At 64.9% G+C, this 13,132-nt stretch carries 10 protein-coding genes; 5 read left to right on the top strand and 5 right to left on the bottom strand.

From position 1 onward, the window contains the following. Positions 1-144: 144 nt before the first annotated feature. A complete protein-coding gene (locus tag LY632_RS04740; protein WP_234092657.1) occupies positions 145-2,619 on the top strand; it encodes a YadA family autotransporter adhesin in 2,475 nt (824 codons plus the stop codon). Between the two features lie 83 nt (positions 2,620-2,702). Here the strand turns inward: LY632_RS04740 and LY632_RS04735 are convergent, their stop codons facing one another. Both LY632_RS04735 and LY632_RS04730 read right to left on the bottom strand, forming a co-directional pair. Then, the gene (locus LY632_RS04735; protein ID WP_234092656.1) at positions 2,703-3,176 is read right to left on the bottom strand and encodes an EF-hand domain-containing protein; all 474 of its coding nucleotides are present in this window, start codon (positions 3,174-3,176) and stop codon (positions 2,703-2,705) included. 83 nt (positions 3,177-3,259) lie between these two features. Next, positions 3,260-5,059 (bottom strand): NAD(P)/FAD-dependent oxidoreductase, encoded by a 1,800-nt coding sequence (locus LY632_RS04730; protein WP_234092655.1) that lies wholly within the window; start codon positions 5,057-5,059, stop codon positions 3,260-3,262. A 79-nt stretch (positions 5,060-5,138) separates the two neighbouring features. On the opposite strand from LY632_RS04730, the gene LY632_RS04725 reads away from it, so the two are divergent. Beyond that, positions 5,139-6,374, top strand: a complete 1,236-nt coding sequence (locus LY632_RS04725) for a cytochrome P450 (protein WP_234092654.1) — start codon at positions 5,139-5,141, stop codon at positions 6,372-6,374. A gap of 16 nt (positions 6,375-6,390) precedes the next feature. On the opposite strand, the gene LY632_RS04720 is transcribed toward LY632_RS04725, so the two are convergent. Then, a complete protein-coding gene (locus LY632_RS04720) occupies positions 6,391-7,497 on the bottom strand; it encodes a hypothetical protein (RefSeq protein ID WP_234092653.1) in 1,107 nt (368 codons plus the stop codon). A 154-nt stretch (positions 7,498-7,651) separates the two neighbouring features. On the opposite strand from LY632_RS04720, the gene LY632_RS04715 reads away from it, so the two are divergent. The 3 genes from LY632_RS04715 to LY632_RS04705 are packed head-to-tail and all read left to right on the top strand — an operon-like array spanning position 7,652 to position 11,046. Continuing rightward, the gene (locus LY632_RS04715; RefSeq protein WP_234092652.1) at positions 7,652-8,770 is read left to right on the top strand and encodes a nitronate monooxygenase family protein; all 1,119 of its coding nucleotides are present in this window, start codon (positions 7,652-7,654) and stop codon (positions 8,768-8,770) included. Next, entirely contained in the window at positions 8,767-10,143 is a 1,377-nt protein-coding gene (locus LY632_RS04710; protein WP_234092651.1) for an NAD(P)/FAD-dependent oxidoreductase, read from the top strand. The genes LY632_RS04715 and LY632_RS04710 overlap by 4 nt, the downstream gene beginning before the upstream one ends. 48 nt (positions 10,144-10,191) lie before the next feature. Continuing rightward, complete coding sequence (locus tag LY632_RS04705; protein WP_234092650.1) at positions 10,192-11,046, top strand: hypothetical protein; 855 nt, start codon at positions 10,192-10,194, stop codon at positions 11,044-11,046. Positions 11,047-11,083: 37 nt separating this feature from the next. Here the strand turns inward: LY632_RS04705 and LY632_RS04700 are convergent, their stop codons facing one another. Further along, positions 11,084-11,530 (bottom strand): hotdog fold thioesterase, encoded by a 447-nt coding sequence (locus LY632_RS04700; protein WP_234092649.1) that lies wholly within the window; start codon positions 11,528-11,530, stop codon positions 11,084-11,086. Between the two features lie 43 nt (positions 11,531-11,573). Then, a complete protein-coding gene (locus LY632_RS04695; protein ID WP_234092648.1) occupies positions 11,574-13,076 on the bottom strand; it encodes an NAD(P)/FAD-dependent oxidoreductase in 1,503 nt (500 codons plus the stop codon). Positions 13,077-13,132 lie beyond the last annotated feature (56 nt).

Raw genomic sequence — 13,132 nt, 5'->3', positions numbered from 1 at the left:
CCGCAGCGAACCGACACCGCATTCCGCCGTTTCGGTCGCAAGAAAGGACGTGGCCGGCGGGGGGACGCGCGGGTCGCATTCGGGAATACAAGAACAGCGTCAATGACTGTCGGCAACGCCCGGTAAACCCAGGGAGTTGCTGTGATGAAAAACCTGATCCTGACTTCGTCGGCCGCTGCGCTGGCCATCGCTATTGCCGCTTACGGCACGCCTGTGCAGGCCGACGACTGCCTGCTCGACCGCGACAATGACGGAGTGGTCGATGCTGCGACCGACAACGATGGCGGAGCGAATTCGAACGATGCCGACAACAATCTCGCCTGCGGAGTCAGCGCGGCGGCGACGGGCGGCGCAGCGATTGCAGTCGGGCCGAGTGCGCAGGCCACCCAATTCGTTGCCACCGCAGTGGGTGCCTTTTCGAGCGCGACGGGAGTCCAATCGGCGGCGCTCGGGGGCGGCGCCAATGCCAACAGCCAGTATGCAACTGCATTGGGCATCAATGCACGCGCATCGGCCATTGCAGCCATTTCGATCGGCAGCGGAAATTCGAGTTCCTCTCTGGCAAGCGGTGTCGCCTCGATCGCCATCGGCAGCGAACAAGGCGTAAATGCCGGTGCCCAGGCTTCGGGTGACCGCTCGATTGCCCTCGGCACCACCTCGCTCGCCAATTCGGCCGGGGCCGTAGCCATCGGCGGCGATGGCGATGACGCAGACTCGGCAGGTGCCCGCGCGACCGCTGCAGGGACGGTCGCACTAGGGGCCGATGCCCAGGCTGCCGGGCTCAAGTCCGTCGCCGTCGGCAACAACGCCCGCACGCTCGATGGCGGCGCCGTGGCTCTGGGCTTCGACAGCACGGCGCAGATCAACGCGACCGCGCTGGGCGGGCAGGCCAGTGCCAGCGCGAACGGGGCCACCGCGGTGGGCCAAGGCGCACAGGGTGGCGGGATCCACTCGTTTGCCGGAGGGCAGTTCTCTCAGGCGCTGGGCCTCAATTCGGTTGCCATCGGCGGCGGGATCGACTTCGCCGCGGCGGCCCGGGCCGACGGCGACAGGGCCATTGCCATCGGTCAGTCAGACGCGGTGGGTGAACTGACCGTCGCCATCGGCGGGCAGGCCTCGAGCAATGGCACACGCTCGGTGGCGGTCGGCCCGCAAGCCAATGCCGACGGCTTTTCCGCCCTCGCCATCGGCGATACGGTCACGACCACCGGCGCCTTCACCATCGGGATCGGCAAAAGCGCCACTGCCGGCGGCAATTCGAGCGTAGCGATCGGCAACAACGCCACTTCGACCGCATTCATCGGCGGCACCGCACTCGGCGCATCGACTCAGGCCAACGATACAGGCGCCACTGCGGTGGGTGCCGCGAGCAAGGCCGGGCAGGCAAGCTTTGCCGGCGGGTTTGGCAGTTCGGCGCTGGGTTCCAATGAAGTGGCCCTGGGTGCCTTCGCGACCACTGCGGGCGGTATCGGCGCGTCGGGGAATATCGCCATCGGCGGCGTGATCACTGCCAGTGCGAGCGGCAACGCATCAGGCGTCAGCGGCACGCCACAGGGCACACCAACCACCGCCAATGGTGGCAATGCCATCGCGATCGGATCGGGTGCCCAGGCGACTGGCGCAAGCGCCATGTCGTTCGGCGCAAGCTCTGCCGCCTCCGGCATCAGCTCCATTGCCATCGGTGCTGACGGGACAGACGTCGGCACAATCGGAGCGCAGGCAAACGCAGATCGCGCCTCCGCCTTCGGGGCGGACGCCAATGCCAGCGGGATCAATTCCAGTGCGCTCGGTGTGCTGGCTTTCAGCAGTGGCAACAACAGCGTCGCCATCGGCCTCAGCGCCCGCGCCACCGCCGGGAGCGCGACCGCCATCGGCGGCGGCGCCCAGGCGACCGCCGGCAACGCCACTGCGGTGGGACGCTTCGCCACAGCGGGCGGGCCGCAGGGCACTTCGCTCGGCTATCAGGCCAGCGCCGGCGGACAGCTGTCGACCGCAGTGGGCTCGGACGCCTCGAGCTCCGGTCTTGGCTCTACCGCCGTCGGCAATGGCGCCACGGCGAGTTTCACCAACTCGACCGCCATCGGCAAGGGAGCGGCCACCACAGCAGCCAACCAGGTCACTCTCGGCGGGACCGGCAGCTCGGTCCGGATCGGTGATATCGCCGCCTCGACCGCGGCGCAGGTCGGCCCGGTGCAGGCAGTGACCGTCGATGCCAGCGGTACCCTCGGCACCACCGCGGTCGCGTCCATGGCGGCGGTGCAGGACATCCGCGTCGGGCTCGACTATATCGCAGCGGTCACCGATGCGCAGTTCGATGCGCTGACCGGCCGCGTCTCCGGCCTCGAAAGCGGCCTCGCCAACGTCAACTTCCGCCTGGATGAACTCGACAAGTCGCTCTCGGGCGGGGTCGCTGCCGCCATGGCGCTGGGCGGGGTGGCGATCGTGCCTGACAAGGCCTTCTCGATCACCGTTGCAGGCGCGGCCTATGGCGGGGAGCAAGCCTTTGCCGGGCTCGTCACCGGCAAGGTCTCGGACAGCGTCTACCTCTCGGCGGGTGTCACCGGCAACACCGGCGACGACCGCGTCGGCGGGCGCGTGGCGGCGACCTTCGGGTTCTGACGCAGTTCTTAGGAGGATCTGGCGCGCGGTTGCTCTGATGAGGCCTTGATTCACGTCCCGGGGGAACCCGGGGCGATCAATGCCTAAGGCTGGATACCCGCCGCGCGCATTTCCATGTCGGTGATCACCCCGTCACGGTCGCTGTCGACGCGGTCGAAATTGGCCTGGGTTGCGATGCGGTATTCAACCAGAGTGATGATGCCGTCGCGATCGGTGTCGAACTGGTTCAACAGCGGGGTGGCATCGACCGGAATGGCCGACGGGTTGGCAAGGGCGGAGAATTCCTCGGGGCTGAGCTGGTTGTCACCGTTCTTGTCGAGCTGGCCGAAGACAATCTGGTTCTGCCGCAGCGCCTCGGCCTGCGCGTCCTGCTGCTGCGACGCAACGATCTCCGCCGCGACGACCATGCCATTGCCGTCACCGTCGAGCCGTTTGAACTCGGCATCCATCTGAGTGATGAACACTTGCCGGGTCAATGGCTCGGCGGCTTGCTGGGCATTCGCGCCGGTTGCCGCCAGCAGCGCCATGACAGCTGCGATCGATCCTCGAAAAAACATGCAGGCAGTTCCCTCACCTCGTTGAATGCGCTCACGAAACGGCATGCGCGGCGCTCGGTCAAGCCATTTGCGTTGGATGTCCTTCAGCGGAATGCCAGCCCTTCGAACGCGCCCGAGCTCCGCCACGCGGCAATGTGGGTGAAGAACGCCAGCGCCCCGCCGGGATGGCCGAGGTTGTATTTGTCTCGCTCGCGCAGGCCGGCACCTTCGTTGTTGTAGTATCCCGGCGTGCATTCGGTACTGGCGAGCGCATTGCCGCGTCCGGTGAGCAGGAAATCGAGCCATTTCTGCTCGGCCTGTGCCATCGGCTCGACCGCATCGAGACCTTCACTCTCCATGTGGCCGATGATCGCAGCGATCGTATCAGCGTGGTCGACAAGGTTGTGCGGATAGTTGGCGATAAAGGCCGCGCCCTGTGTCGCCTGCACGAGGAAGGCATTGGGAAAGCCGTGCATCTGGAGTCCGTGGAGCGTGCGCATGTGATCGCCCCAGTGCTCCGACAGCTTCTGCCCGCCGCGCCCGACCGGATCGAAGCCAGTGCGGCTTTCGAAATCGGTCCAGACCTCGAAGCCGGAGGCATAGACGATGCAGTCGACCTCGTATTCGGTGCCGTTCGCCACTACGCCCTTTTCGGTAATCCGCTCGACCCCCAGCCCGTCGGTGTGGACCAGCTTCACACCCGGGCGGTTGAAGGCCTGCAGATACTCATCATGGAAGCACGGCCGCTTGCACAATTGACGATACCAGGCCTTGAGCCCCTCCGCCGTCTCGGGATCGTCCACCAATGCTTCGGCGCGGCGGCGGATTTCCTCCATCTTCTGGAAATCGGCATCCTCGAACAGCTCAAGCACCTTTTCCGGCGTCCATTCGGACGGCGGCACCTGCATCATGTTGGACCGGATACGCTTGGCGAGGTCCGTCCAGCCGTCGTCGACCAGGTCTTCGGCCGGCATCCCCATGCCGAAGTGCGCGGTGAAATTCTCCTGCCACTTCTTCTGCCAGCCCTCGCCGGAAATCTGCGCGAACCATTCCGGATCGATCGGTTCGTTGGCGCGGACATCGACCGAGGATGGGGTGCGCTGGAAGACGTAGAGTTCCTTGGCGTACTTCGCAGTCTCGGGCACGCATTGCACCGCAGTCGCACCGGTTCCGATGATCGCCACCCGCTTGTCGGCAAGCCCGGTCATCGGCGCGCCTTCGGGATTGCCGCCGGTATAGCCATAGTCCCACCGGCTGGTGTGGAAGCTCTTGCCCCGGAAAGTCTCGATCCCCGGCAGACCCGGCAGTTTGGCGACATGCAGCGGCCCGGTGCCCATGCCGACATATTTGGCGGTGAAGCGGTCGCCGCGATTGGTCTCGATTACCCACACGGTGCGCGCCTCGTCCCACTCCATCGCCGTCACCTGGGTGTGGAACAGTGCATGTTCGTAGAGGCCGAACTGTCGCCCGATGCGTGCACAGTGCTCGCGGATTTCCGGCGCATGGGCGTATTTCTCGCTCGGCATGTGGCCGGTTTCCTCGAGCAGCGGCATATAGACCATGCTCGCCGTGTCGCATTGCGCGCCGGGATAGCGGTTCCAGTACCAGGTGCCGCCGAAATCGCCGCCCTTGTCGATAATCCGCACGCTGTCGAAACCCGCCTGCTTGAGGCGCGCGCCGGCGCAGAGTCCGGCAAAGCCGCCGCCGACGAAGGCGAACATCACGTGATCGGTGACGGGTTCCCGCGCCGCCACCGGCATGTAGGGATCGACCGCGAGGTCGGCGAATTCGCTTTCCAGCCTGACATATTGCGCCGAGGCATCGGCGCGCAGGCGCTTGTCGCGCTCCTCGGCATATTTCGCCTTGAGCGCGTTCTTGTCGATTGCCGGTGCGGTTGCCGCCATGCGTTTCTTCTCCCCTCATGAACAAGTTGCCAGATTCGTCTTACTATGCAACTTTTCGCGTCGGGAAGAGGAGAGAGCCATGGCCACAGCCGTGCAGGAGCCGCGCGCGATCGCGCCGGTCGATATCAGCCGTGAGGCGCTCTATGTCGAAAACCGCTGGCACGAACCCTTCGCGCAGCTGCGGCGCGAGATGCCGGTCAGCTACTGCCCGGAGAGCCTCTACGGCCCCTATTGGTCGGTGGTGACGCATGACCTGGTCGCGGCGGTCGAGCTCGATCACGAGACCTATTCGTCGAGCTGGATGAACGGCAACATCACCATCACCACCCCGCCGCCGGAAAGCAATCTGCCCAACTTCATCGCCGCCGACCCGCCGGTCCACACCGCGCAGCGCAAGGTGATCCAGCCGGCTTTTGCGCCGAGCCAGATGAAGACCCGCGAGCTGCAGGTGCGCGAACGGTGCTCATACCTGCTCGACAAGCTGCCCCTAGGCGAGACCTTCGACTGGGTAACCGAGGTCTCGATCCCGCAGACCATGGGCATGTTGTGCATCCTGTTCGACATGGACCCCGATGCCGAAACGCCGGATCTCAAGCGCTGGTCCGACTATGCCAGCGGAGTGGGCGAAAACAGCCAGAGCGACGAGTACCGGGCGGAATGGGTTAAGCAGATGCACGAGATGCTGGGCCGCTTCGACCAGCTGCTCGACGAACGGCGCGCCGCCCCGCCGGCCGACGACCTTCTCAGCCGCATGGTCCATTCCGAAGCGATGGGGAGCCTGACGCCGATGGAGCGGCTGGCCAATATCGCGCTGCTGATCGTGGGCGGGAATGATACCACGCGCAATTCGATCAGCGGACTGGTCGAAGCGCTCGACCTGTTTCCCGAACAGCTCGATGCGCTGCATGGCAACCGCAAGCTGATCCCCAACGCCGCGCAGGAAATCATCCGCTGGCAGTCACCCGTTACCCATATGCGCCGCACAACCACACGCGACACCGAGCTTGGCGGGCAGCACATCCCGGCGGGAGAGAAAGTGGTGATGTGGTACATCTCGGCCAACCGCGACGAGGCAGTGTTTGCCGACCCCGACCGCTTCGATGTCGCCCGCGAGAACGCCCGGCGGCATCTCGCCTTCGGCCATGGCATCCACCGCTGCGTAGGGGCGCGGCTGGCCGAGGCGCAGATCGGGACGGTGATCGAGGAAATCGTCGAGCGCGGCTGGCGGATCGTCCCGCAGGGCGCGCCGACCCGGCTCGCCAGTCCGTTCCTGCACGGCTTCACCCAGATGCCGGTGAAGATCGAGAAGCGTTAAAGCCGGACCTTGAGCGCTAGCCCAGGTCCGCCCAAGCGATGCATTGCCCTCCGACAAGTCCACGTCCGGTCTGAAACACGGCCTCTTTCTTCGCGTCCCGATCGAAGAACTGCGGCCCCTCGGTCCGGTCGTAGCGGCAAGCGAACCAGTAAAGATGCGCACCTGAGCCGTCGGCTTCGGATTTCGCATCACTAGGGACCTGGCTGGCTCGCGCGGTCCACAGACCCCCGGAAGGTTTGCCGGGGACACAGGGATACCACTGCCCGGATGAGGTCTGCGGATTGACCACGCACACCTCATACACAACGTCGTAGGGGCACTTGTTCCACAGCCCGCTGCCCGGGCCTGATCTATAGATCAAGCAATCCGAAGCATCCATCACCTCCAGGGGATTGCCGTAGCTGCCATATACTCCCGCAGCAGGGGGGCCCGACACGGGCTTGGCCGGACTGATTGCAGCGGTTCTGTCAGAGGCCGGTGCCGGTTTGGCAAAGAGGGCGGGCGGGCCAGCAGCAACGGTTGTTTTGGGTCGCAGCGATTCCGGAACCTCAAAGTAAGGTGCGACTTGCCGAATCCGGATTGGGTTCCTTATCTGCCTCGGCTTGCATGTATAATCGTCGGCGTTGAAGCCCGGGAAGTCCGTCACGCCGGACATCATCATCTGGTTCGGCAGGCATCCGCCAGTGAAGGTCGAATAGATGAAATCGGGCGGCAGATCCCTAGGATTATCGAGCGGGATGCGGCCGGCCGCATCGACTTCGTACTCGCGCGTTTCGAACTGGCCTTCCTTATAGCCATTGGCCCAGCGCCCCTTCTCAAGCCAGGCAACCCTGTAGATTTCACCATCCTCCCAAATCTGTCTTTGCATGACCAGCATCATCCCTTCGCCGTTGATCGGCTGGCCAGGGGTACAGGGTGGGCCAAGCCAGACATAGCTCATTGGGCTTGGGTCATTTTCCATGTCGGCAAAAGAATATTGGTAGGAATAGGCGAGACAGCCTGTGTCGGTCGTGTGGATCTGCCAGGCGTCGAAACCCTCAGCTTTGACTGTTTGGGTCGTTGCCCACAGGCCAATGCCAATCATCGCAACAAAAAGGCGAAGCGAGGACATCGAAAACCACATTTGCCAAATCCTTCCAGAAAGGAATGCATCGTGCGGCCCGTGGTGAAGGATTACTCCACGCCTGCCTGAATGCAAGACCATTCCCGCCGCCAGGGATGGACTTGCCCCCCGCTCCCATGCACAAAGGGATCGGTTGCAGGGAGAGACTGATACCATGGCATTTCGTATGACCGAGCTGGTGGGATGCGAATTCCCGCTGTTTGCCTTTTCGCACTGCCGCGACGTGGTCGCCGCTGTCAGCCGCGCGGGCGGGTTCGGGGTTGCGGGGGCGGTCAGCTCGACCCCGGACCAGCTCGAGCAGGAGCTGCGCTGGATCGACGACCATGTCGACGGCAAGCCCTACGGCGTCGATGTGCTGATCCCCGAGGTCCAGGCGGTGAAGATGGACATCACCGCCGACGAGATCATCGCCCAGATCCCCGCCCATTATCGCGATTTTACCCGCGCCATCCTGCGCGAGGCGGGCATCGCGGAGGAAAACGCCGAGCCGATGGGCGGCAAGCAGCCGCCCAACACCTCGCTGGGGCAGGAACTGCTCGAAGTCGCCTTCAATCACCCCGTCCGCCTCATCGCCAATGCGCTCGGCACCGCGCCGCCGGAGATGATCGAGGCCGGCAAGAAGCGCGGCATTCCCGTAGCCGCGCTGGTCGGGGCCAAGGAGCATGCGATGAAGCAGATCGCCGCCGGGGTCGACATCATCGTCGCCCAGGGCGGCGAAGGCGGCGGGCATTGCGGCGAGGTCAGCACCGTCGTTCTGATCCCCGAAGTGCTCGACGCCATTGCCGAGGCCGGGGCCGATATCCCGGTGCTGGCGGCCGGCGGGATCATGACCGGCAAGCAGATGGCCGGGATGATGGCGATGGGGGCCGAAGGCGTGTGGTGCGGCAGCGTCTGGCTCGCCACCAGCGAGGCGGAGACGACCGAGGTGTTCCGCGAGAAGATGATCGCCGCCTCCAGCCGCGACACCATCCGCTCCAAGCATCGCACCGGCAAGTACAGCCGCCAGCTGCGCAGCGAATGGCACCAGAAATGGGAAGAGGCGGAGATCCCGGCCCTGCCCATGCCGCTGATGATGCTGCTGTCCGAACCGACCCTGCGCGCGATCGACAAGGCCAGCGTCAACGGAAACCGCGCGGCGCAGGAACTGGCGACCTATTTCGTCGGCCAGGGCGTCGGCATGGTCAAGGAACAGCGCGGCGCAGGGCAGGTGGTGCAGGACTTCAAGGAAGACTTCGCCGCCGCCTATGAACGGATGATGGGGCTGCTGGCATGACAGCGCTCCCGAAGGTCTGCATCATCGGCGCGGGGTGCAGCGGGTTCACCACCGCCAAGCGGCTGCAGGACTACGGCATCCCGTTCGACATCTTTGAAGCTTCCGACAACATCGGCGGCAACTGGTACTTCAACAACCCCAACGGCATGTCGTCGTGTTACCAGAGCCTGCACATCGACACGTCGAAATGGCGGCTGGCGTTCGAGGATTATCCCGTGCCGGCCGAATGGCCCGACTACCCGAGCCATGAGCAGCTGCTGCAGTACTTCCACGACTATGTCGACCATTTCGACCTGCGCCGTCACATCATCTTCAACACAAGGGTGGAGAAGGCCGAGCGGCGCAGCGAGGGCGGGTGGGACATCACCCTCTCGACCGGCGAGACGCGGCACTATGACGCGCTGGCGGTCGCCAATGGCCACCACTGGGCGGCGCGGATTCCGGACTATCCGGGCGAGTTCACCGGACCGCAGATCCACAGCCACAACTACCGCACCCCGACCGAGCCCGTGGACTGCATGGGCAAGCGGGTGCTGGTGGTCGGCATGGGCAACAGCGCGATGGATATCGCCAGCGAGCTGTCGCAGCGCACGGTTGCCAGCAAGCTGTTCGTCTCGACCCGGCGCGGCGTGTGGATCTTCCCCAAGTACTTCCGCGGCCAGCCGCTCGACAAGAACCCCGCCCCGGCCTGGATGCCCAAGTCGGTGCGCCAGTGGCTCGGCGCGCGCATGGTGAAGAACCTCGTCGGCAAGATGAGCGATTACGGCCTGCCCGAACCGGAGATCGGCCCGTTCGAAAGCCACGGCACCGTCAGTGGCGAGTTCCTCGTCCGCGCCGGTTCGGGCGACCTGACGATGAAGCCCGCGATCGAGCGATTGGACGGTGACGGCGTCGTCTTCACCGATGGCACCCGCGAACAGGTCGATGCGATCATCTGGGCAACCGGATACGACATCCGTTTCCCCTTCTTCAGCGATCCATCCTTCACCGCCGACGAGGACAACCGCCCGCCGCCGCTGTTCAAGCGCATCCTCAAGCCCGAAGTGCCCGACCTGTTCTACATGGGCCTCGCCCAACCGCTGCCGACGCTGGTCAATTTCGCCGAGCAGCAGAGCAAGCTTGTCGCGGCCTATCTGGCCGGCGAATACGCCCCGCCATCAGGACGAGAGATGCACCGCGTGATCGTCAAGGACGAGGAGTACCACACCGGCCAGTACTACAAGGCGCGGCGGCACACGATCCAGCTCGACTTCGACAGCTACGTCCGCGACCTGCACAAGGAGATCAAGGCCGGTGCCAAGCGGGCGGCGGCGCGGGGGAAAGTGCTTCCGGTTCCCGGGCGGCAAGTTCCACGCGATGTGGAAACGGCCTGACGCGCCGAGAATGCCCGCACGATGCAGCTATCCCGTGTCCGCGATCTGGTGACCGAAGCGCCGTTGCCCTCGGGCCATGCGTTTCTTTCGGCGGCAAGCGGCATGGCAGTCGTGGGGACGCGGTTGTGCGTGGTCGCCGATGACGCCTCTTGCCTCGCGGTGTTCGCGCTCGATAACGATGCACCCGGAACGCTGGTACCGCTGATCCCGGACGAACTTCCGCGTGATCCGGCCGCGCGCAAGCGGGTCAAGCCCGACTTCGAGGTGCTGGTTGCGCTGGAACAAACGCCGGGCACGCGCCTGCTCGCGCTCGGCTCGGGATCGACCCCGCAGCGGATGCGCGGGGCCATCATCGAGCTGCCAACGAGCGGCGAAGTGCCCGGCGTCCACCCGCTCGATCTGCGCCCGCTGTTCGCAGCGATTGATCCGCTGGTGCGGCAAGTGAATATCGAAGGCGCGGTGATAGCGGGCAGCGAACTGCTGCTGTTCAACCGCGGCAATATGCGCGCGCCGGCTTCGCAGGTGATTTCCGTGCCGCTGGCGGACGTCTTGTCCAGCGGGCAGGTAAGCGCCGCGCTTCGCGCCGAGCTATCGCTGCCGTCCCTTGCAGGCGTGCCGCTCACGGTCACGGACGCATTCCGCCTCGACAGTGGCCAAATCCTGCTCTCCGCCGTCGCGGAAGCTACCTCCGACAGCTACGCCGACGGCGCGCTGGCGGGCGCTGCGATCGTCGAACTCGACGTGGAACTGGAGGTACTGAGGACACACGTCCTGCAACCGCCGCTCAAGGTCGAGGGCATCGCCGCGTACCCTGCACCCGGTGGTCTGCGCCTGCTTTGCGTCACCGACGCCGATGACCCGGACCGGGTGGCCGAGCTGTATGAGGCGACATTGCGCCAATAGTGCGCTGGCTATCTAGCTTTGAGCCGCACGCCGCCCCCTACTTCCGGTCCAGCGAAATCACCGCCATCGTCAGTCGGGAAATGCAGACCAGCTTGCCTGCCTCGTCGACGATCCGGATCGACCACACCTGCGTTGTGCGGCCCAGATTGACCGGCGTTGCCGTGCCATAGACCCAGCCTTCATAGGCCGGGCGGATGTGGTTGGCGTTGATCTCCATCCCCACGGTGGCGAACTGAGTCCGGTCCACGGTGGAGGAGGCCGCGACCGAACCGACGGTTTCCGCCAGCGCGACCGAGGCCCCGCCATGCAAGCGGCCATAGGGCTGGCGGGTCCGTTCATCGACCGGCATGCGCGCAGTGATGCTTTCGGCCCCGACCTCGACGAATTCGATCCCGAGATAGCCCTGCAGATGCCCCTCGGCATGGGCGTTGAAGTCGGCCAGATGCGGGAGCTCGCCGCCCCACCAGATGATGTTGTCGCTCATGCCGCGTCTTGTGGCGCGGCATGAGCGGCGTGTCTATCGCCAATCAGGCGGCGACTTCGGCAACCTTGGCAGTGTGATAGGCGAAGCTTGGCCCGTCGAGGTCGATCGCCGGAAACTCCTCGATCTCGCGCCAGTAATCCTGCGTGTGGCGCCATTCGGAGCCTTCGGCGGCCTTGGGCAAGCGGTCCATCCCGCGCTGGAGATAGCCGGGGTTGAAGTTGTCCGCCTCGATCCACGGCCCGAGCACCAGGCCGGGCGGCGGGACCACTTCGATCGAAGTCGCGCCGCGTTCCCGCATATGGTTGAGCATGCGGCAGACGAGGTCGCCCATCATATCCACCCGCAGCGTCCAGCTGGCGCGGAAATAGCCCATCACCCAGGCGAGATTGGGCACGCCGTCGAACATCATGCCGCGCCAGTTGACGGTCTCGTGCCAGTCGACCCGTTCGCCGTCGACGCTGACGTCCATGTCGCCCATGACCGAGAGGTTGAAGCCGGTGCAGGCAACGATGATGTCGGCCTCGATCTCCTGCCCGGAGGACGTCAGCACGCCCTTCTCGGTAAAGCGGTCGATGGTGTCGGTGACCGCGCTGGCCTTGCCGCTGGCGATGGCCTGGAACACGTCGCCATCGGGGCAGAAGGCGAGCCGCTGCTGCCACACGCGGTACTTCGGCGTGAAGTGCGGTTCGAAGTCGAAATCCGGTCCGGCATAGGCGCGGACCAGTTCCTTCAGCTCCTCGAACACCGCTTCGGGCTCTTCGATGCAGCGCTTGGTCAGCACGTCCTGGTCATAGAGGATCTGCTGGCGCACCACGCGGTGCACGGTCGGCTCGTCGATGCCGATCTCGCGCAGCCGGTCGGCCAGTTCGTTCTGGTTGGGGTGGCAGAAGAAATAGGTCGGGCTGCGCTGCAACATGGTGACATGCGCGGCGGTTTTGGCGAACTCGGGGATCACCGTTGCCGCCGTTGCGCCCGATCCGATCACCAGCACCCGTTTGCCGGCGTAGTCGGTCCTTGGATCCCATTGCATCGCGTGGACGAACAGGCCCTTGTAATCCTCGACCCCCTGCCAGTCGGGGATGTAGGGATTGCGGTGGTCGTAATAGCCCGAGCACATCCACAGGAAGCGGCAGGTCCAGGTCGCTTCTTTGCCATCGGCCATGGCAGTGACGGTCCACAGGTCGCTGGCGCGCGAGAATGCGCAGCTGACGATGTCATGCCCGTAATGGATATGCTCGCCAATGCCGTTCTCCTCGATCACCTCGCCCATGTAGGCGAGGATTTCCCCGGCCGTGGCGATCGGCGGGCCGACCCACGGCTTGAACCGGTAGCCGAAGGTATAGAGATCGGAGTCCGAGCGGATGCCGGGGTATTTGTGCGTGTCCCAGGTGCCGCCGAAGGTATCCTTGCGCTCGAGAATGGCATAGCTCATTCCGGGACATTGCTGTTGCAGGTGCCAGGCGGAACCCACGCCAGATATCCCCGCCCCGACGATCAACACATCGACATAAGTTGTGTCGCCGCGCACCTCTCCCATTGCGTTCATGCCTTCGACTCCTCTCCGATACCACGGAAACCATGCGATCAAGGCAGCAATGTGAC

The sequence above is a fragment of the Erythrobacter sp. SDW2 genome (assembly GCF_021431965.1).
Taxonomy (GTDB): domain Bacteria; phylum Pseudomonadota; class Alphaproteobacteria; order Sphingomonadales; family Sphingomonadaceae; genus Parerythrobacter.
The sequence above is the reverse complement of the archived record's forward strand: the minus strand, read 5'-3'. Positions and strand labels throughout refer to the sequence as shown.